The sequence below is a fragment of the Ferdinandcohnia sp. FSL W7-1320 genome (genome assembly GCF_038050315.1).
Taxonomy (GTDB): domain Bacteria; phylum Bacillota; class Bacilli; order Bacillales; family Bacillaceae_L; genus Ferdinandcohnia; species Ferdinandcohnia aciditolerans.
This window is the reverse complement of sequence record NZ_JBBPAM010000001.1, coordinates 3,009,793-3,029,564: the sequence shown is the minus strand read 5'-3', so window position 1 is coordinate 3,029,564 and position 19,772 is coordinate 3,009,793. Positions and strand designations below refer to the sequence as shown.

Below are 19,772 nucleotides of genomic sequence, written 5' to 3'. Positions count from 1 at the left end.
ATTAAATACCCAAGTAGCTTTCTTTTACTTTTTCACTATTCAACAGTTCTTCAGCTTTTCCCTCAGTAACGATTTTTCCATTGCTTAGCATATACGCTCTATCTGCAATTTTTAAGGTCTGACGTACATTTTGTTCAATCAATAATACAGTCATCCCCATATCACGAAGTTCTTCAACTATTTCAAATATCTGTTTTACTAATAAAGGCGCTAGTCCTAGAGTTGGTTCATCTAATATAATGATTTCTGGCATGGCCATTAGTCCTCTGCCGATCGCACACATTTGTTGTTCACCACCGGACATAGTACTAGCAAGCTGTTTTTCACGTTCTTTAAGTCGAGGAAATAGTTTGAAAACCCTTTCTATATTTTCGTTCTTTTGAGCCCGAGCTCGTTTTGTATAGGCTCCCATTTCAAGATTTTCTTTTACAGTTAAAAACGGAAAAAGCTGTCTACCCTCGGGCACCTGTACTATTCCCATTTCCACCCTTTGATGCGCCGTATATTCATTTAGTGATTTGTTTTTAAAACTGATTTGGCCATCTACTCGGTCAATTAAACCTGATATAGCTCTTACAATTGTTGATTTTCCTGCTGCATTTGCACCTAGTAGTGCTACAATTTCACCTTGGTGTACTTCAAGATGAGCGCCTCTTACTGCTTGTAAATCACCATAATAGGCATCTAAATTTTCGATTTTCAGCAAATTAATCACTCCCTAAATAGGCATCAATCACTTTTTGGTTTGAAGAAATTTCTTCTGCCGTTCCCTCAGCAAGTTTTTCTCCATAGCAAAGCACAACAACTTTTTCAGACAGTGACATTAGTGCGTGCATATTGTGTTCTATTAATAATACAGTTAGCCCTTCTTTATGCAATTTTCCAATAATTTCCATCATTTCTATGGTTTCATCGTCGTTTAATCCACCCATTACCTCATCTAACATAATGACTTCTGGATTTGTAGCGACTGCACGCGCAACCTCCAAGCGCTTTCTATTACCTAATGGTAATGAATTTGCCGGTTGGTCTATAAATGGACTTAGTCCTACCAAATCGATATATTCTCTTGCCTTTTCCCTTGCTTTACTTATGTTGTTTTCTTTGTTAAGAACACCTATCATTACATTATCTAAAACTGATAGCCCGCCAAAAGGTTTGACTATTTGGAATGTTCTTGAAATTCCACTTTTACATATTTCATGGGATGATAATTTTGTAATATTTTTACCTTTAAAAAAAACTTCTCCTTCAGTTGGGTTTAAAAAACCTGTCATCATATTAAATAATGTTGTTTTTCCAGCACCATTTGGCCCAATCACACCTATAATCTCATTCTCTTTGATTGTTATATCAACCTCTTTGATTGCCCAGTTACCACCGAATCGTTTCCCTAATTTTTTTACTTCAAGCAATGTCTCGTTTTGTTTCATTTTGCTTCACCCCATTCCATCGTAAAACCTTCTTATTTTTAAACCAACTTATCTCAGCTAATCCTTTTGGTTGAACTAATACAACGAGTAGCAAGATTAAACCAAATATGAATAGATGGAGTCCTGCAATTTCTGATGTATATCCACGTAGTAATAACTCTAGTGGCGTAAGTAAAATTGCACCTAGAACTGGGCCAATTGGTAAATTCATACCTCCGACAATTGCAATCATTGCGATTTTTATCGAAATTGAAAGCATTAAAAAGTTTGCAGGTTCAATAAAAAGAATATATTGAACTAAAAATGTTCCACAGATAGCTGTTAAAAATGCACTTAAACTAGTTGCAAATAGCTTCAAAAATTTTATGTTGATTCCAAGAGAACTTGCAGCATCTGGATCTTCTCTCATTGCAATAAGATAGTATCCAATTTTTGAATTTTTTATATAAGATGAAATTAAAAACACTACAAACATTAAAATAAAACTTAATATGGCGTAGGTATTTGCATCTTCAAAAACAAAATTAATAAATCCTGTTTCAAATGGAATTTGGAGACCCATTGAGCCATTTGTGATATCTCTTAACTGTGTTGATGAAATAAAGACAAGTTCGGCGAAAGCAATCGTTGCTAATGTGTAGAAAGGTCCCTTTAATCTAAAGCATAGAACACCTATAAGTAGAGCAAACAATGCAGCTATTATTCCACCGAGTATCATACCAAACCATGGAGAAACCTCGAAATTTATATATAGAAGTGTAGATGTATATGCACCTACTCCTAAAAATCCAGCATGACCTAAGGAAAATTGTCCTGCATAACCACCAGAAATATTCCAAGCACTTGCCAGGGCAGCCCATATAAAGGTCATTGTAATAATATCCAGTATAAAATCACCTTGCACAAAAACAGCAAGCAAAAATAAAATTCCAAAAAAGTAATAAGTTTTAGGAATATCTAATAATTTATTTTTCATAAACTACAGCTCCTCTGCTCCGATTTGCCCAAAGAACCCTTGTGGTCTGAAAACCAATAATAAAATAAATACCGAGAAGTAAACAGCTTGTTTCCAACCTGGATCAATATAATACGCACTAATTGTTTCAATTACTCCAATTATTAATCCACCTAATAGTGCTCCTGGAATACTACCTAACCCACCCATAACAACAACTACAAAGGTCATTAATACGAAATTTACTCCGATTGTCGGAAACACTGGATACATTGGCATCAATAATGCAGCGCTTAAGCCTGTTAATGCTGTACCAATTGCAAATGTAAATGCATAGACTTTTTTAATATCAACACCCATTAGAGTCGAGGACATACGATTTTGAGTTGTGGCCCTTATCGCTTTACCAATCATTGTTCGTTTTAAGAATACAAACATAAAGGCACTTACAATCATAGAGATCACAAAGGCTATAAGTTGAGGAAGACCTACTAATATTCCACCACCGATATCTAGGGCTTTTGTTGTCATAGGAGTTTGTACTCGAAGGAAGTTACCACTAAATATCATAAGAGCACCGCTCGTTAGCATCATACTTAATCCTACTGTTACAAATATTTGTGTTACATGTTCTGCTCCTATTAATCTCTTTATCAGTATTTCATTTAATAACCAACCAATCGCAAACATCAACGGCGTTACTATTAAAATGGCATAGTATGGTCCGATTTGTAGTGTAGAATATAAAAAGAATGCGATGTACATCCCACACATGACAAACTCACCATGCGCAAAATTTACAATCCTCATAACGCCAAAGATTAATGTAAGTCCAATAGCCATCAGGGCATAGACTCCACCAAGCAAAATGCCTCCTAGTATTAACTGTGTAATCAAATATTATACCTCCCTTGTTTTTTGTTGAAATAATAGGGGTCTATACTTCTATAGACCCCTATTATTTAATTTGAAAGTGGAATTTTAATTGGTTCGGTATTGGCAAACTCATCTGGCCAGACTAACTTAAAATCACCATCTTGCCACTGCATTATGATTGCTTTTGCTCTGTTATTTTGTCCTGCATGGTCTTCATCAGGGCCATTAAATTTGGCTCCGATACCATTTGGAAGTCCACCCTCGGGAATATCGATATTCAGCAAGGCTTCTTTAATACCTTTTGAATCAAGGCTTTCAGCATTTTGTAATGCTTCGTGGAATAGGACCCATGCTGCATTTACAGCCCTCCACGTTAATCCAGTTGGCTCAGTACCTTTAATCTCATGCCAGCGTTCCAAAAACTCATCTTGTATAGCTTTAGCCTCTTCGGAAAGTAATTCTGGATTTGGTAGGGAAGGGGCTTCAGCAACAAAGATTCCGTCAGCATCGTCTCCAAGTTTTTCTGCAAAGTCAGCTAATGCGTAACCTGCTGCAGTTCCAACAATTGCTTTCGGTTTAAAGTCTAGTTGTTTTGATTGTTGTACAAACAAGATAGCATCATTAATATAAGAGGCAGCAAAAACTATGTCAGGATCCAATTCTTTATACTTGTGAATTGTTGAAGATAAGTCATTTGTTGTTGAATTATAGCTATCAATAGATAGTACATTAAATCCAAATTCATCAGCATGTTTTTCAATAGCTTTTGCTGCTGATGTACCGAATGAAGATTCTTCATGCATGACAACAACCTTTAATTCTTTTGCATCAATTCCTAACTTTGGAGAAATGACATCATTGGCAAATTCTGCAGCACTTACTCCCATCATGGAAGCGGTTTCAGTTACTCTGATGATATTTTTGAAGCCCCTTTCGGTAATTTCATCTGAAACTGCATTTGCCTCTACATAAACCACATTACTTCTCTCGGCAACTTGTGTAGCGGCCATTGAAATTCCACTTGAGTATGATCCTAGAATTGCTGGTACCTTTTCATTAACAATTAGTCTTTTTGCTTCATTAGCTGCCGCTGTAGCATCTGGTGCATCAGCTTTAACTAATTCGATTTTTTTTCCATTGATTCCACCTTCATCATTTACCATATCTGCAACAACTTGAACAGCATCGTATGAATCGTTTCCTAAAAGGGCAAGTGGTCCAGTTAATGGAAATAATACCCCAATTCTGATTGTGTCACCTGACTTTCCTTTGCTATCTCCTCCCGAACTATCAGATGAACAACCTGCAAACAACAGCACCAAGCTTATTAATAAAGCAACAAACCCTACTTTCTTACGGTTTTTCATAGAATTCCCCCTTTAATTATTTGAAAAGAGCATACATTCTGTTATCCTGGATAAAGGTCTCAAAAGAATGCTCAAATTTCCTAGTTTTTTGTTTGATTTAGTACACTGTTTTAAAAACTGGTTCTCACCTTAATAACCTTTTTAGTAGTTTCCCAGAATTGGTTCTCGGGAGCTCATCAACAAACTCGATTATTTCAGGCACTTTAAATTTTGCAAGGCGAGACATTAAGAAGTTATTGATTTCTTGTTCGGTTAAATAAAATTCTTGCTTTATCATGATAAAAGCTTTTATTACTTCTCCTTTTTCTTCGTCGGGAATACCTACTACAGCTGTTTCTTGAATACTAGGATGTTCTAAAAGAACTTCTTCAATTTCACGGGGAGAAACAACGAATCCCAAAGTCTGAATAATATCATTTCTCCTATCAACTATGAAAAAATTCCCGCTTATATCTTGGTAACCTAAATCCCCAGTTAAAAACCAGCCTTTAACTAAACTTCTATTTTGAAAAATCTCTTCTTTAACATAACCTTTCATAACCGATTTTGATTGAACTGATATTGCTATTTCTCCAATTTGGCCTGGTGGGAGAACCACACCATATTCATCAAGAATCTGGATGTGGTGATTTGAAAGAGCTCTTCCTATCGATCCCTTTTTCCTGTGGTGTAAATCGGTGTATTCCATGATAATGCTAGCTGAAGTTTCAGTAAGTCCATATGAATCTAGTAATTGAACGTTAAAGTATTTTTCAAATTCCCGTTTAAGTTTGATGGATGAAGAACTTCCACCTGTAATGCCATATCTAAGATTATGAGTAATAATTTTATCCATTTGTTTTAGAAAATTATTTAACCTATAGTAAGTAGTTGGAGTACTCATCATTACAGTAGCTCCCTGCTTTTCGATTCCCCAAATAAGGTCCTGCTCTTTTTCATCTTCTTCAAGTAAAATCAAAGATGCATTGCACCAGACAATGAAATTTAATGCCATAATTTGGCCATATACATAAACTAAAGGAAGGCCAGTGAGCAGTTTATCTTCAGAAGAAAATTTAATAGCCTGTTTTATGGGATTCATTTTAGAAAGTATATTTTCATGAGTTAAAATAACTCCCTTTGGTGTACCAGAAGTTCCAGAAGTGTAAAAGATTACTGCATCATCTCCTTCATTTTGACTAGTCGGAGAATAGTGAGTATTTATTTTAAATAATGAAAAGGGATTAATCAGCTCAACTTCACTTGGGTAACCGCTTACAATGTTATGTGTTGTAAATTGAAAGTCCTTCCCTTTTGAATCGCTACTGAAGAGGGATAATTCTGAAATCAAAAGATTTGATTCAGAATGATACAATATATGCTCAATTTCTTGATCTTTAAGTAAATGATGTATCGGTACACACACTGCTCCAATTTTTAAAATAGAATAATAAGCTACTATAAATTGAACATCATTCGATAATACGAGAGCAATGCGGTCATTTGGTTTAGCTTGAAACTTATTTATTAAATCATTTGCAAATATATTTGACATTTTATCTATCCAACGATAAGAGTAAGAACCACTTTTAGTTATCAAAGCTTTTTTATGTGGTGTTTTAATTGCAGCTTCTGTTAACCAAGTATTAATTTTCATGCCCATTAGCATCACACCTTTAGTCTATTTGCTTTTATATATTGCAAGTACCGTGCCAACCTGTAATCCTCTATTTTTATTGAATTTGTCTTTATATATGTCTCACACATTAATTCAAATGAATTAAAACTAAGTCTCTTTAATTCATTAATAATTCATAATAAACTAAAATTTATGTTTGTACTTTGCCATACTTCTTCTCATAGCTCCGTAATTTTCTAAAGAATGTTGATTGGCTCATGCCTAAGGCCTTTGCAGCTTTATAAGTACTTTGATATCTTTGGTATGTAGAGATTATTGTATGTGCTTCTCGTTCTTCTGCACTTCTAGATAATACAGTACCTGAACTAATTTCTAAAACGTTATTTGCATGATTTAAAATATTTTCTGGTAAGTCATCTGGATAAATTGTCGTTTCAAGGGTTGTAACTACTAATCTTTCTACTACATTTTGCAGTTCACGTACATTGCCTGGCCACGAATATTGTATTAGTTTCGCTAAAGCTTTATCAGATATTTTTCTGTTAATTCCATATAAATCTTTATACTTTTGTAAATAAAACATAATAAGTGGTTCAATATCATCTACCCTTTCTCTAAGAGGTGGTAAGTATATTGGGACCACGTTTAATCTATAGTATAGATCCTCTCTAAATTCTCCTTCTTTAACTAATTGCTCGACATTCCGATTGGTTGCCGCTATTACTCTAACATCTACTTTAATAGGGGTGGAACTTCCAACTCTGGTGATTTTTTTGCTCTGTAAGAAGTGCAGAAGTTTTACCTGTAAGGATTGAGACATTTCACCAACTTCATCTAACAGAATGGTTCCCTTATGTGCCATTTCAATATGCCCTTTTTTTCCATCCTTTTTTGCACCCGTAAATGAACCTGGGGCATAACCAAACAATTCTGATTCTAAAAGCGTTTCCGAAATTGCACCACAATTTATTTCTATAAATGGACCGTTGGATCGCCCGCTTTGTTGATGAATTGTATGTGCCAAAATATTTTTTCCAACCCCCGACTCCCCTAAAATAAATACTGTTGAATCGACATTAGCTACTCTCTTGCCTAGTTGGAATACATCCTTTACATTTTGACTGTTAACAACAATCTCTTTCTGTATGTCATCTAGTGTAGTTTCTAACCCTAAATGAATATCTTGATTTATTGTTGCATGATTATCTTCTCTTGTATTGGATGTCTTATTAAGCGTTTCAGTGATGTCTCTTATACTACAAACCACTTGTGCTACGTCATTTTTTTCTCCAAACACTGGTATTGCTGTTACTACAATATTCCTATTAGAATTAGTCAATTCTTTTTCAGTTACCTTCATCCCTTTTTCAATTGCTTTTTTTGCTGTAATAGTGGAGAAACCTTTTAGATCATAGAAATCATCTATTTTTTTCCCGATTACTTCTTTTAGGGGATAACCATAAAATCTAGAGAAAGCTTCATTTACTTTTAAAAAAACTCCATCTTTGTCTATAACGAATAGTGGATCGTAACAAAGTTCAAATGTTGTTTCAAATAGGTTAAGCTTAATATCATAATCTTGAATACGAATTTTCCACACCTCTTTCATAATAATTAACTTTATATAACAGTTACTTTCATGAGATGTATGCCTCTAATCCATATTTTTGAATTTTCTTTAATATAGTAGTATGACTAACCTCAAGCATATCGGCAGTTCTACGGGCGGATTTGTATTTTCTAAGCGCTTGCTCAACAATATTTTTTTCATATGCTTGAATAAGCTCCTTTAAAGAACCAGAACATTGTGCATTCTCAATTGACTTTATATTTACAAAGGTTATATCTTCAGGCTTTATTGCATTACTTGATGAATAGTGAATGGCTCTTGAAATAACATTATGTAACTCAATGGTATTTCCTGGCCAATCGTAACTTTGAAGTAGCTTTAGTGTATGTGGATGTAGGAATTTTTTATTATATAAGTGCGACTTGTTATACTCGTCTAAATATGAATTTGCAAGAGACAAAATCTCTTTCTTTCTCTTGCGCAGTGGAGGAATATTTATAGGGAACACACTAATTAAATAAAACAGTTCAAAATTAAACTTATTTTCATTTACTAGTTGAAGTAAATCCTTTTTAGAAGAAGTGATGATACGACAATTTACTTTATTGTCATAACACTCACCGATTCTTCTAAAACTTCGATTTTTTAAGGTTTCTACTAACTTGGCTTGAGAAAAAAGGGATAAGTCCGATATTTCTTCTAAATGGATTGTTCCATCTTCTGTTAATTGAAGTAACCCTGGTTCTTCCTTGCTTTTTCCGAATAACTCTAAATTAAATAAGGAATCTGGCATAAATGAACAATTAACTGATACAAAAGGACTGCCTTTATTCTCTCCGTGGTTATGAATAATTCTTGCAAGTAAATCCTTTTCGGTGCCCTCTTCACCATATATCAAAATTTCCTTGTTGTTTTTTGCGAGGGATTCCGCTTTTTCTATACAAATCTTCATATCTATACTTCGATATTTATTGTGCATATAGTATTTTTGATCAATCATTTTGTACCCACCCTTCGTTTTGGAAACTAAACGTTCCAGTGGAAACTATTCTTATTAAACTATTCGTTTTCATTGTGTTTACTTCCTTCTAAAGTGATGTAAAATTTAAAATGTAAATAATATTCTGTGAAAGGGAGCTAAAACAAATGAGTAAAAATGCTGCACTATTAAGAAACGGAATAAATATTAAAGGACTACAGGATTTCAAAAAAGATATTGCAATTAACCCAGAAAACGGGATGATCAATTACAAGGTTAATTTAGAATGGCTGGGTGGTACGAAATCAAAAGTGACGACTACTGGTATTACACTAGGTAATGAAAAGCTTAATCGTAATTTTTCATTCATTATTGATGAACCTGAACAAATCTTAGGTGAAAATACAAATCCGACTCCACAAGAATATTTGCTTGGTGGAATGGGAGGATGTATTCTAGTTGGTTATACTGTAGGTGCTTCAGTATTAGGTATTACTCTCGAAAAACTCGAGGTGGACCTTGAAGCTGATCTAGATTTAAGAGGTTTTACAGAGGTGAATCCAGGCTCTCCAATTGGATTTATAGATGTAAAATATACAATCCGCGTTAAAGGAGATGGCACGAGGGAACAGTTTGAAAGCATTCACCAAAAAGTCATTGAAACATCTCCTAACAGAGCTACTATTTCAAATCCAATTAATGTAATTTGTGATTTAGAAATAGAAGAATAAGAGAATTGATATTTATTAAATAATAATTACAAAGAGTGTTGAGTATGATTTATCAACACTCTTTGTATAATCCTAATTTAAATTTACTACTGTTCTACCTCTTAATTTCCCCTTTAAAATTTTATCCAGTTCCCCTTCAAGTCCTTCTAAAGACACTTCTTGAACAATTTCTAAAAGTGATTCTGGTTTCCAGTCACTTGCAATTTTTTCCCATATTTTCACCCGTGTGTCCATTGGACAGAGTACGGAATCAATACCAAGAATATTTACCCCTCTCAAAATAAATGGAAATACAGTTGTATTAACCTGATTTCCCCCAGTTAAACCGCTTACTGCCACTGATCTTCCATATTTCAAATGACTTAAAATTGAAGCTAGTGTATTTCCTCCAACAGGGTCAATAGCGCCTGCCCAACGTTCTTTGTCTAATGGTCTTACTTCATTAGGAGTAACATCTTCACGTGAAATGATTTCACTTGCACCAAGCATTCGTAAAAAGTCATGCTCACTTTCCTTACCAGTACTTGCTACTACATGAAAGTTCAGTTTTGCAAGTATTGCTACCGCAATACTTCCTACTCCGCCAGTTGCACCTGTAACTAGAACAGGTCCATCTTTTTGAGTCAAACCAGATTCCAGTAAGCGTTGAATCGATAATGCAGCAGTAAAACCTGCTGTTCCAAATATCATTGACTCTTTCAATGTTAGTCCTCTAGGCAATGGTACTACCCATTCCGCTGGAACCCTCGCATACTCGCTAAATCCACCAAAATGGGTCATACCTAAGTCGTAACTAGTAACTAATACGCTGTCACCAACTTTAAATTTCTCGGACTCAGAAGATACCACAATACCTGATAAATCAATCCCAGGAATAAATGGATAAGAACGGACTATACGTCCGTTCGGAATACTCGCCAATCCATCTTTAAAATTGATACTTGAGTACTTAACACGGATAATGACGTCACCTTCTGGGAGTTTATCCAATGTAATCTCTTGAATTCCCTTGGTAAATAGAGCTTCCGTTTTATCTACAATAAAAGCTTTAAAAGTGTCATTCATATTTGAATTTCTTCCTTCATGTTGTAGTTATAGCAAATTTGGTATAACTTCTCTATTTCATCTTCTGTAGGGATTTTAGGATTATTCGCAGGGCTTCCACTAGCTAAAGAATCCTTCGCCATTTTCTTTACAACTTTATTCATTGCTTGTATATCGATACCCCATTCTTTCATATTAGGAATATTGAGGTTCATACAAAGCCTCTTCACCTCACGAACCAGATTTATTGCGATGTCTTTTTTTGCAAGCCCTTTCATTTCTGGATTTAAGTATCTTCCGATTTCAGCGAGTTTTTCATAGCATTCGTCCATACTAAATTCAAGTACTGCAGGTAATAACATGGCGTTTGAGACCCCATGTGGTACATGGAAAATAGCTCCGATTGGCCTTGACATCCCATGTACTAAGCAAACAGAAGAATTAGAGAATGCAATTCCTGCTTTTAAAGCACCAAGCGACATCATTTCCCTTGCTTCAATATCTTCTCCATTTTGATAGGCTCTTTGGATACTATCAAAGATTAATTTAATAGCAGATAAAGCAAACGTATCGGTAAGCGGATGAGAACGTTTTGAAATATAAGCTTCAATCGCGTGTGTAAGCGCGTCAACACCAGTTGCTGCTGTTATATTTTTTGGTGATGATAAGGTTAGCAGTGGATCAACAATTGCTACATCAGGCATAAATGCAGGTTGTTTTATCATCATCTTAACATCTGTCTCTGTATTTGTAATTACCGTTACGTCTGTTGCCTCTGAACCTGTCCCAGCAGTTGTAGGGATAGCAATAAGTGGTGTCGCTCCATTTTTTGCTACTTTTTTGTTGCCAATATATTCACTTATATCCCCTTCGTTTTTAGCAAGAACTGCCACCGCTTTAGCTGTATCAATACAGCTTCCTCCACCTAAAGCAACGATTACATCACAATCTGTTTGTGAAAACAACTCTAATGCTTTAACGACATAATTGTCAGTTGGTTCAGAGTTTACATCTAAAAACGTAGAATATGATATACCTGATTCATGTAAATATTCTTGACATTGATTAACATATCCTAATTTATCCATAATTTTATCACTTATAATTAAAGCTCTTTTTCCTCTTTCACTTACTACTTCGCCAACCTTCATAAAGGAATTTCTACCATAGAAGATTGCTTTTGGCATGAAAACACTATAAAAGGAATCCACAGTAATACCTCCAATCAATATTAATCCGTAGCAATGGTATGTGATCCGTTATCTTTCTGCTTACTATTTAAAAACTCAATCAGAATATCATGTAAAATAAGAAGCGACCTTTTCATTTGTAATTTCTTTTAAGTACTTATATTTCCAATTAGGAGTTCTATCTTTGTCTACCAGTACTGATCTAACACCTTCAAAAAAGTCAAAGTTGTTCATGAAGTTCATACTTAAATTTAATTCCATATCAAAACACTCTTTAATCGTTTTTGATTTTCCTTTTTGTAATTGTTGTAGAGTTACTTTTAAAGAAAGTAGGGACTTAGACAAAAGGGTTAATTTTGTCTTTTCAGCCCAATCGCTACTATCATTATTTAAAGAAACTATAGTCTCTTCGATCGACTCATATTTAAAATGTTTGTTAATTCTATCATAGTTATCGGCTAGCTCTGACGACTCGGTTGAGGATTCTCTACTGTGATGATTTACTATTCTAGTAAGCTCGGTTTCTACTGAACTGGCAAACCAATCATTTGACAAGAGATCAGATTTTAATTTCGGCCAACTTATTGTATCTATTTGGTAGTCGGCGGCTCCAGTATAGATTACATCCTCAGCATTGATTATATTTGAGGTAAGTGCTAAATATCGGCCAATTTGTCCTGGCATTTTATTAAGGAAATAACTAGACCCTACATCCGGAAAAAAACCAATATTCATTTCAGGCATTGCCCATTTTGTCTTTTCTGTGACTATTCTATGGCTACAGCCAATAGATAAGCCTACCCCTCCACCCATTACAACTCCGTCCATATATACTAGAATTGGTTTTGAGTAGTGATGTATAAGCAAATTCATCTGATATTCTGTTGAAAAAAAGGAAAAGGCTTCCTCTTGAATATTTGTATCTCTTAAATCATATAATGCACGCATATCGCCACCAGCACATAAACCTTTCGTTCCCTCACCTGTAATACAAATGAGGACAACACGTTGGTCCACCTGCCAATTTAGCAATTGTTCATAAATAATTCCCACCATCTCAGTATTTAATGAATTTAATACTTTTGGTCGATTTAAGGTAATCCAGCCAATATTATTTTTTACTTCTACTAATACACTTTGTTGTTCCAAAATGGGAAACACCACCTGGTATATTTTCTCTTTACTTCGGAATAGTTAAATAAATTAATAACGAGCTGTTAGCATTTTTTTACGGGTATAAAAATTTATCCCATCTTTACCATTTGCATGAAGGTCTCCATAGAAAGAATCTTTATATCCTGAAAACGGGAAAAAAGCCATTGGTGCGGGAACTCCAAGATTTACGCCAAGCATTCCAGAATCTATCTCATCCCTGAACTTACGTACAGATTTAGCACTATCTGTGTAGAGACAAGCTCCATTCGCAAATTCGGATTGATTTGCTAATTCAATAGCCTCATCAAGAGTATCTACCCTTACAATTGAAAGTACTGGTGCAAATATCTCATCTTGCCATATCTTCATTTCAGGTTGGACATTATCAAAAATTGTAGGTCCAACAAAGTATCCGTTTCCTTCTATTTCATCTTTACGACCATCTCGAACTAAAACAGCACCTTCCTTCTCTCCACTGTCAATATAGCCGATGGTTCTAGATTTATGTGAATCTCGAATAACTGGACCAAGTGTGACATTTTTATCTAATCCATTCCCTACAATTAAATTGTCCGCAGCATTTTTAAGGTTTTCTACTAGACGATCTGCTACATCACCTACAGCAACTACGACAGAACAAGCCATGCATCGTTCTCCTGCAGATCCAAATGCAGCACTAATAATATTTCTAACAGCATTATTTAAGTCAGCATCAGGCATAACAATAGAATGATTTTTTGCTCCCGCTAGTGCTTGAACTCTTTTTTTATTTGCGGCTGCTTCTTTATACACATACTCTGCAACAGGTTGGGAACCAACGAATGAAACCCCTTTTATGTCTTTATGTCGTAATATTCCATTAACCACGTCATGTGCACCATGAACAATGTTCAGTACACCTTCAGGTAGACCCGCTTCTGTAAATATTTCAGCCAATCGATTTGCCAAAAGTGGGGTTCGTTCTGATGGCTTGAGGATAAAAGTGTTTCCACAGGCTATAGCCAAAGGGAACATCCAACACGGAACCATCATTGGAAAGTTAAATGGTGTAATTCCACCGATTACCCCGATTGGATAGCGATACATACCAGACTCTATTCCGGAAGCAATATCAGGCAGTTGTTCCCCCATCATTAACGTTGGTGCTCCAGCAGCAAACTCCACACATTCTATTCCACGCAGTACTTCACCATAAGCATCCTCATATGTTTTGCCATTTTCTTTTGTTATTAAATTTGCAAGCTCCTCCCAATTCTCAGTTAAGAGCTGTTGGTACTTAAAAAGTATACGAGCTCTTTGTGGAACTGGGGTCCTTTTCCAACTCAAGTATGCCTTACTTGCCGATTCGACTGCTTTGTTTAGGTCTTCAGTTGTTGAAATCGGAACATAAGCCAATACTTCGCCTGTAGCTGGATTGTACACCGGTTCTACATTTTCAGTTGTCGACTGCATCCACTGTCCACCAATATAATTTCTTAAAGTGTTCGTTTCTGTGATTGTTTTTGCCATTTTAAAAACTCCTCTCTTTTTCACCTATATTTGGAATGTTACTATACAAAAATCAAGAACTTGTCTTGTTTGGAACTTGATCTTATTGATCTATAAAGTTTGCTTTTCGCTTTTCAACAAAAGCAAGTACTCCCTCTTCCATATCTTTCGTGCCGAACATTTCTCCAAAAAGTCTTGCTTCTAGTTCCAACCCTTCATATAAATCTTTTTTAATACCTGTATTTACTGCTTTAAGTGTTGCAGCTATTGATATTGCACTTTTTTCATTTGCTATTTTATTTGCTAATTTTATTGCTTCTTTCATGAGCTCTTTATAAGGATATGACCTATTTACTAAGCCAATATTCTCTGCTTCTTTTCCTTTTATAAACTCACTAGTCAATATCAGTTCCAATGCTTTAGCTGTGTTCGTTAGTCGAGGTAATCTCTGAGTTCCTCCAAACCCTGGAATAAGCCCCAAGTTCAATTCAGGCTGCCCCATCACAGCATCTTCGGCAGCTAACCTCATATGACAACTCATAGCGAGTTCCATACCGCCTCCTAAACATGCACCATTAATTACAGCAATCACAGGTTTCTCTAATTGTTCTATCTTATTGAAAAGAGCTTGTGCTTTCTTAGCCATTACCTCACCTATTTCAACGTCGCCAATGGCTGTTTTAAATTCCTTTATATCGGCACCTGGGACAAAAAATCTTCCTTCACCAGTAATAATAATTACTTTTACTCCACTAACTTTTCGATCGAGATAATCAATACAATCTGACAAACCATTAATCGTATCAGAGTTCAATGCATTTGCTGGTGGATTAGCAATATACACAATTCCTACACGGTCTTCAATTTTTAAGTTTACATTTGTAAATTCTTTTACCTCAGTTGTAGACATTTAATCACTCCTAAAATTGATATACTTTCAAAGTGGATTAGCATTCATTTGTTTTATATGCAAGAATCATACCAACTAAATAAAGATATATATTATCTGTATTTTTAAAATTTATTGAAATCAAACTGAATTAAAATGAATTAGTTTAATTCAGTTTTGACTTAAACTAATTTCTTTCTGTCAAGAAGATATCTACTCAAAAACCAATTTTTATAAAAATTAAGTGATGACTACGCTTTATAAACTTTTGTAGCCATTTTTTCTAATCGACACCCATTTTATCAACCGCCTCCAAGGTTAAAATACATTTGTTAAAGATATTTCCAGAAATTGTAATGAAGAAACTTCCCCAGGATTAATAATTGTGATTGATTAAGGTTAGGTAAGTAGAAAATTAAGTATTGTTAAAACCTTTAAGACTTTATAAACATTATTAGTAGCCACGATTTTGACTTAAATGTTTAAATCTTTCCAAACATAGACATAATAAATAGAGCTATGTTAAATAACATAACTCTTAAAGACACACCGTGTAATTCCCAATCCCGCTCCAATAAATATAAGAAGCAAAAAATCGATTCTTTAGAACTTAATAGATATTATGTAAACTAAATAAAAACTTCATCAAACATAAGTATATCCTTAAGGTAGATATATAGTTAAAAGCAGTGTGATTTCTGATGTGAAATCCACTGCCTCTATTCTATATCTAATTTTATTTATAGCTTTTCAAATGCGAGTAACTTTAAAGAGAAACAGATTAGCTTATTATTGACTCCACTTATTGACCATCGCAGGTTTTAAGTCCAGACAGCTTTATTTTGTCACGATGGAAACTCCACCATCAACAATGATATTTTGACCTGTTACAAAGGAAGATTCTTTAGAAAATAACCAGGTTACCACATCTGCCGCTTCAGAGGAGGTCCCCATTCTTCCTAGGGCATTAAGGCTGTTGTACTTTTCTTCTAACCATTCTGATTGCTCTTCAGTCAAGTTTTCAAATTTTCGTTCAATCATCGGAGTCCTGATTGCACCAGGTGTAATGGCATTAACTCGAATTCCTTTACTCCCATATTCTTGGGCGACTCCGCGGGTTAATGCCAGAATGCCACTTTTCCCAGCTGCATATGCTGTAGTGTATGCCGAACAAATCAAGGCATCCAGGGATGATGTATTAACGATTGAACCAACACCATTTTCAATCATTGCTTGCAGCTCATACTTCATACACAACCAAACTCCTTTGATCGTAGAACCCATCATATGGTCGAAGTCTTCTTCACTTAATTCATGTGTCAGTGCAGGCGTACCTTCCGCATTTCCCGCATTATTAAATGCAAAGTCGATTCTTCCAAATGTGTTCACTGTTTCTTTTACCATCTGTTCTACTTCTATTCCTTTGCTTACATCGACTGATAGAAAAAGAACATGTGGACTAATCTGTTTCAGTTTTTCTAGGGCTGAGTTTCCGCGTTCCCTATTACGACCAACTATGACAACTTTTCCACTCTCACGAAGTAATCGTTCTGCTACGGCTAGTCCAATTCCAGAAGTTCCCCCGGTTATAAGCGCCACTTGATTTTCAAATTTCACACCATCCACCCCTTGTGGTTAGAATTATCTAAATTTTACCACAAAGGGAACCTTAACAAGAAACTTTAATTACTGGACTGCACATAAAAGCTAAAAACCTACATAGGAACCAGGATGACAATCGCTGATTCCTACCATAAATAAGCCTTTTTCGTAAATAATTCTAATAACTCCATGGCACTATGTACTACTTTATCTGGTTTATAGGTAGCATTAGTCGGTAAAGCTTTCTTACGATGATTCATCCAGATCGCTTGCCAGCCTGCTTGTTTTGCTCCGATAATATCTTTTTCAAAATTATCCCCAATATACACGGTTTTGGTTTGGTCAAGGTCTAGTTTCTTTTCAATAAAATCAAATACTTCTCTTTTCGGTTTTGCATGACCAATTGTACCTGAAATAAACGTCATCTCTGCCGGAATCCATCGACTAAGGCTGAGTTGTTTAATTTTCATTGCTTGATGTTTTTCTTCACCATTTGTAAGAATTCCCAGCTGTTTTCCTTCTTTGTAGAGCACATTTAGCAGTTCCTCGACTTCGGGAAACAAGGTAATGTTTTTTTGTTCGGTCACATACGTTTCATGAAAAATAGCTGCTTTTTCTGTATCTATTGGGATGTTAAAGTCCTTACAGGCAGCCATGATTCGTCCGGTTTGCCATTCAAATTGGGATATTTCACCTGCTTCACTTTGATCAAATAATATCTCGCTATACTTACGACTTGCAGTATATAATTGATCAATCTCCTCGTCTGAAAATGGCTCTTGAAAAAGCTTCCTCACCGTTCTATGAAAAGATTGTGCTTGATCATATAGTGTATCATCGACATCAAAAATTATCGTATCCATTTTCACAGCCCTCCTTATATTAAGATGATATCACTATTTATCAACTAGAGAAAACAGAGGGCCTCCTTCATCTAATCAAACAAATAAGCAACAGCACCTACACAAGTAAGAATGAGGGATCAGAGCTATACAGCCCTAATGCTAGTATCAGTTTTTTATTCATATCTTTTTATTATCGGTATATTCATCAATTGCTTTTGGAGCTACAAAGGTTACTGTTCCTAACAGTGCAGCACCTAAACTGTACGCCGTCCATAAAAGGAACTTTCTATCATCCTTGATGTCCTTTTCTTTTCTATCTAATTGTTTGTTTATTCTAACGAAAATTTCCTTTATTGTTCCCAATTTGTCCATTGTTTGACGTTGAAATGTTGCTCTATCAAAAAAAGCAAAGAAAATAGTTCTCTTTGCTTTTCTAAAGTGTTCTGCTTTAGCTACGTAAGCTACCCCTTAACCATGGTCGAGGTCGATAAGGACCGATTGGTATTTGGATTAAACTAGTTTTTTTATGTGAATCCATTTTGTAAATCTTATCACTCATATTCGCATTAAATCCTAGAAGTGGGTGTCCTCCCCATCCAATTGCTGTGGCCGCCAAAAGTAATCTCTGCACCAGCATACCAGCTTCCATTTGTTGAATCCGGTAACCTCTTAGACCTAGTGAAGTTTTTAAGTGATCTCTATCTCCTGCCACGTGAAAGCAGAGTGGGACTTGGGTCAAATTTACATTATCTGCAGACATTCCGTATTGAAGGTCAAGTCGATGGTCTCCAGGTTCTATCTGTTGTAACGAATGAGTAATGCTATCATAAGAATAAGCAGCATCCGGAATTCCCTCAACATTATGAAAACAGCCATACAGTGAGATACGGGACTCCTGCCCTTTTATTTCGTTGTCCAAATCATTTCGATATGCGAAGGAATCTGTTGCCTCTTGTAGTAAACTAGCCAGTTCCAGCTGATTTACCTTTCCAATAATGAAATCCATGTCCGGTGAAAAACGCTTTTGCAAGACCGACGCAAGGTCGTAAGATAAACGATTCACCTGAGGAAGAGTTACTTTAGGACCCCGACAAAATATTCTTTTTTTGGGCTTAATTTTATAAATTGATTCCGTGGAGTCAATAAAAGACTCTTCATTAAGCTTTGTTAACATTGGGTACTCTTGTACCCTCTGTGATCGTAAATAGTAATTATTATTAATTTCATTCAATTTACTAGCTAGTTCCACTGAATTGACGTTACCGTATCTGTCACTCTGAATAATATTCCAGTTTGTTGGTTCTACAGTAAGTGGAATAACCGCATATATGCTTTCTTCTTTTTCGGATAGCCCGAGTAGATGGTTGATTGCCTTATCAAGAAATTGGAAGTATACCCCTGTCTCAAATCCAAACCGTTTTGCTACTTCGAGTAACTGTCCAATCAGAACTCCCGTATCCAACCCTTGTAAACGGAAGGAAAAGTTGTTGTATTTAAAGAAATTTTTCCAAAACATTGTTGATATAAAAACCATACCAAAACATGTAGACAAATCAATGCGGTTACCAAGAGCTTGGTTGATATAAAAATCGAAATTACCTTCTCGTAGTAATACTAATCGATGGTGTGCAACATCATAGTGGTATACCCCAAAAGGCAAATCCTCCAATTTTAGATAAACGTATAATTCGTTTGGATATAAAGCTCCTCCGGAAGGGACATACCGTCTGTACGACTGCATTAGATCAACGTCTTGGTCCGTTGTGAAGACTGATTGGCTTATTTGACTAAGACCAAATACATACCACAGAAAATGCCCCATTGTGCTATGAGTAGGTTTACTGGGGACATCCTGCTCTTCTAGCTTCAACGGCACATCTAAAGTCATCGGAAAACTCTCCAAGTCACGGTATAATTTATATGTCAAAGGTGAATCATCCCAATCGACTACCTTATCTGGAGGGCTTACTTTATCAATGTCAAAATGTAAGTTGTACAGAAATTCATTCAGACTCATCCTACTACCTCCT

General features: G+C 35.4%; 17 protein-coding genes. 1 reads left to right on the top strand and 16 read right to left on the bottom strand.

From position 1 onward, the window contains the following. Window position 1: 1 nt before the first annotated feature. From NST91_RS15015 to NST91_RS14980, 8 genes are all read right to left on the bottom strand, one after another. Entirely contained in the window at window positions 2-706 is a 705-nt protein-coding gene (locus NST91_RS15015) for an ABC transporter ATP-binding protein (protein WP_341331802.1), read from the bottom strand. A gap of 1 nt (window position 707) precedes the next feature. Next, the gene (locus NST91_RS15010; protein ID WP_341331801.1) at window positions 708-1,433 is read right to left on the bottom strand and encodes an ABC transporter ATP-binding protein; all 726 of its coding nucleotides are present in this window, start codon (window positions 1,431-1,433) and stop codon (window positions 708-710) included. Then, window positions 1,408-2,409, bottom strand: coding sequence for a branched-chain amino acid ABC transporter permease (locus NST91_RS15005; protein ID WP_341331800.1), 1,002 nt, complete (start codon window positions 2,407-2,409; stop codon window positions 1,408-1,410). The genes NST91_RS15010 and NST91_RS15005 overlap by 26 nt, the downstream gene beginning before the upstream one ends. A gap of 3 nt (window positions 2,410-2,412) precedes the next feature. Continuing rightward, window positions 2,413-3,285: a branched-chain amino acid ABC transporter permease gene (locus NST91_RS15000; protein ID WP_341331799.1), complete on the bottom strand. Its 873-nt coding sequence runs from the start codon at window positions 3,283-3,285 to the stop codon at window positions 2,413-2,415. A 65-nt stretch (window positions 3,286-3,350) separates the two neighbouring features. Further along, window positions 3,351-4,631 carry an ABC transporter substrate-binding protein gene (locus NST91_RS14995; protein WP_341331798.1) on the bottom strand — a complete coding sequence of 427 codons (1,281 nt, stop codon included), beginning with the start codon at window positions 4,629-4,631 and terminating at the stop codon, window positions 3,351-3,353. 124 nt (window positions 4,632-4,755) lie between these two features. After that, on the bottom strand, window positions 4,756-6,273 hold the full coding sequence (locus tag NST91_RS14990) for a class I adenylate-forming enzyme family protein (RefSeq protein ID WP_341331797.1): 1,518 nt from the start codon (window positions 6,271-6,273) through the stop codon (window positions 4,756-4,758). Window positions 6,274-6,439: 166 nt separating this feature from the next. Continuing rightward, window positions 6,440-7,858, bottom strand: coding sequence for a sigma-54 interaction domain-containing protein (locus tag NST91_RS14985; RefSeq protein WP_341331796.1), 1,419 nt, complete (start codon window positions 7,856-7,858; stop codon window positions 6,440-6,442). A 28-nt stretch (window positions 7,859-7,886) separates the two neighbouring features. Continuing rightward, the gene (locus tag NST91_RS14980) at window positions 7,887-8,819 is read right to left on the bottom strand and encodes a sigma 54-interacting transcriptional regulator (protein WP_341331795.1); all 933 of its coding nucleotides are present in this window, start codon (window positions 8,817-8,819) and stop codon (window positions 7,887-7,889) included. Window positions 8,820-8,965: 146 nt separating this feature from the next. On the opposite strand from NST91_RS14980, the gene NST91_RS14975 reads away from it, so the two are divergent. Then, on the top strand, window positions 8,966-9,529 hold the full coding sequence (locus tag NST91_RS14975) for an OsmC family protein (RefSeq protein ID WP_341331794.1): 564 nt from the start codon (window positions 8,966-8,968) through the stop codon (window positions 9,527-9,529). Window positions 9,530-9,601: 72 nt separating this feature from the next. Here NST91_RS14975 and NST91_RS14970 read toward each other — a convergent pair whose 3' ends face one another. From NST91_RS14970 to NST91_RS14935, 8 genes are all read right to left on the bottom strand, one after another. Further along, the gene (locus NST91_RS14970) at window positions 9,602-10,594 is read right to left on the bottom strand and encodes an NADPH:quinone oxidoreductase family protein (RefSeq protein ID WP_341331793.1); all 993 of its coding nucleotides are present in this window, start codon (window positions 10,592-10,594) and stop codon (window positions 9,602-9,604) included. Continuing rightward, window positions 10,591-11,784 (bottom strand): iron-containing alcohol dehydrogenase, encoded by a 1,194-nt coding sequence (locus NST91_RS14965; RefSeq protein ID WP_445724491.1) that lies wholly within the window; start codon window positions 11,782-11,784, stop codon window positions 10,591-10,593. Before NST91_RS14965 ends, NST91_RS14970 begins: the two co-directional genes overlap by 4 nt. Window positions 11,785-11,871: 87 nt before the next feature. Next, window positions 11,872-12,912 (bottom strand): enoyl-CoA hydratase/isomerase family protein, encoded by a 1,041-nt coding sequence (locus tag NST91_RS14960; RefSeq protein ID WP_341331792.1) that lies wholly within the window; start codon window positions 12,910-12,912, stop codon window positions 11,872-11,874. Between the two features lie 54 nt (window positions 12,913-12,966). Next, a complete protein-coding gene (locus NST91_RS14955) occupies window positions 12,967-14,427 on the bottom strand; it encodes a CoA-acylating methylmalonate-semialdehyde dehydrogenase (RefSeq protein WP_341331791.1) in 1,461 nt (486 codons plus the stop codon). Between the two features lie 82 nt (window positions 14,428-14,509). Next, entirely contained in the window at window positions 14,510-15,316 is an 807-nt protein-coding gene (locus tag NST91_RS14950; protein WP_341331790.1) for an enoyl-CoA hydratase-related protein, read from the bottom strand. Window positions 15,317-16,132: 816 nt separating this feature from the next. Then, complete coding sequence (locus NST91_RS14945; protein ID WP_341331789.1) at window positions 16,133-16,912, bottom strand: SDR family NAD(P)-dependent oxidoreductase; 780 nt, start codon at window positions 16,910-16,912, stop codon at window positions 16,133-16,135. A gap of 131 nt (window positions 16,913-17,043) precedes the next feature. Then, the gene (locus NST91_RS14940) at window positions 17,044-17,760 is read right to left on the bottom strand and encodes an HAD family hydrolase (protein ID WP_341331788.1); all 717 of its coding nucleotides are present in this window, start codon (window positions 17,758-17,760) and stop codon (window positions 17,044-17,046) included. Window positions 17,761-18,190: 430 nt separating this feature from the next. Next, a complete protein-coding gene (locus tag NST91_RS14935) occupies window positions 18,191-19,759 on the bottom strand; it encodes a SagB family peptide dehydrogenase (protein WP_341331787.1) in 1,569 nt (522 codons plus the stop codon). Window positions 19,760-19,772: the final 13 nt, after the last annotated feature.

Bases quoted from the DNA above. Each gene is read 5' to 3' on its own strand.
- NST91_RS15010 (WP_341331801.1), bottom strand. From the start codon at position 1,433: ATGAAACAAAACGAGACATTGCTTGAAGTAAAAAAATTAGGGAAACGA.
- NST91_RS15005 (WP_341331800.1), bottom strand. From the start codon at position 2,409: ATGAAAAATAAATTATTAGATATTCCTAAAACTTATTACTTTTTTGGA.
- NST91_RS14995 (WP_341331798.1), bottom strand. From the start codon at position 4,631: ATGAAAAACCGTAAGAAAGTAGGGTTTGTTGCTTTATTAATAAGCTTG.
- NST91_RS14990 (WP_341331797.1), bottom strand. From the start codon at position 6,273: ATGGGCATGAAAATTAATACTTGGTTAACAGAAGCTGCAATTAAAACA.
- NST91_RS14985 (WP_341331796.1), bottom strand. From the start codon at position 7,858: ATGAAAGAGGTGTGGAAAATTCGTATTCAAGATTATGATATTAAGCTT.
- NST91_RS14980 (WP_341331795.1), bottom strand. From the start codon at position 8,819: ATGATTGATCAAAAATACTATATGCACAATAAATATCGAAGTATAGAT.
- NST91_RS14975 (WP_341331794.1), top strand. From the start codon at position 8,966: ATGAGTAAAAATGCTGCACTATTAAGAAACGGAATAAATATTAAAGGA.
- NST91_RS14970 (WP_341331793.1), bottom strand. From the start codon at position 10,594: ATGAATGACACTTTTAAAGCTTTTATTGTAGATAAAACGGAAGCTCTA.
- NST91_RS14955 (WP_341331791.1), bottom strand. From the start codon at position 14,427: ATGGCAAAAACAATCACAGAAACGAACACTTTAAGAAATTATATTGGT.
- NST91_RS14950 (WP_341331790.1), bottom strand. From the start codon at position 15,316: ATGTCTACAACTGAGGTAAAAGAATTTACAAATGTAAACTTAAAAATT.
- NST91_RS14940 (WP_341331788.1), bottom strand. From the start codon at position 17,760: ATGGATACGATAATTTTTGATGTCGATGATACACTATATGATCAAGCA.
- NST91_RS14935 (WP_341331787.1), bottom strand. From the start codon at position 19,759: ATGAGTCTGAATGAATTTCTGTACAACTTACATTTTGACATTGATAAA.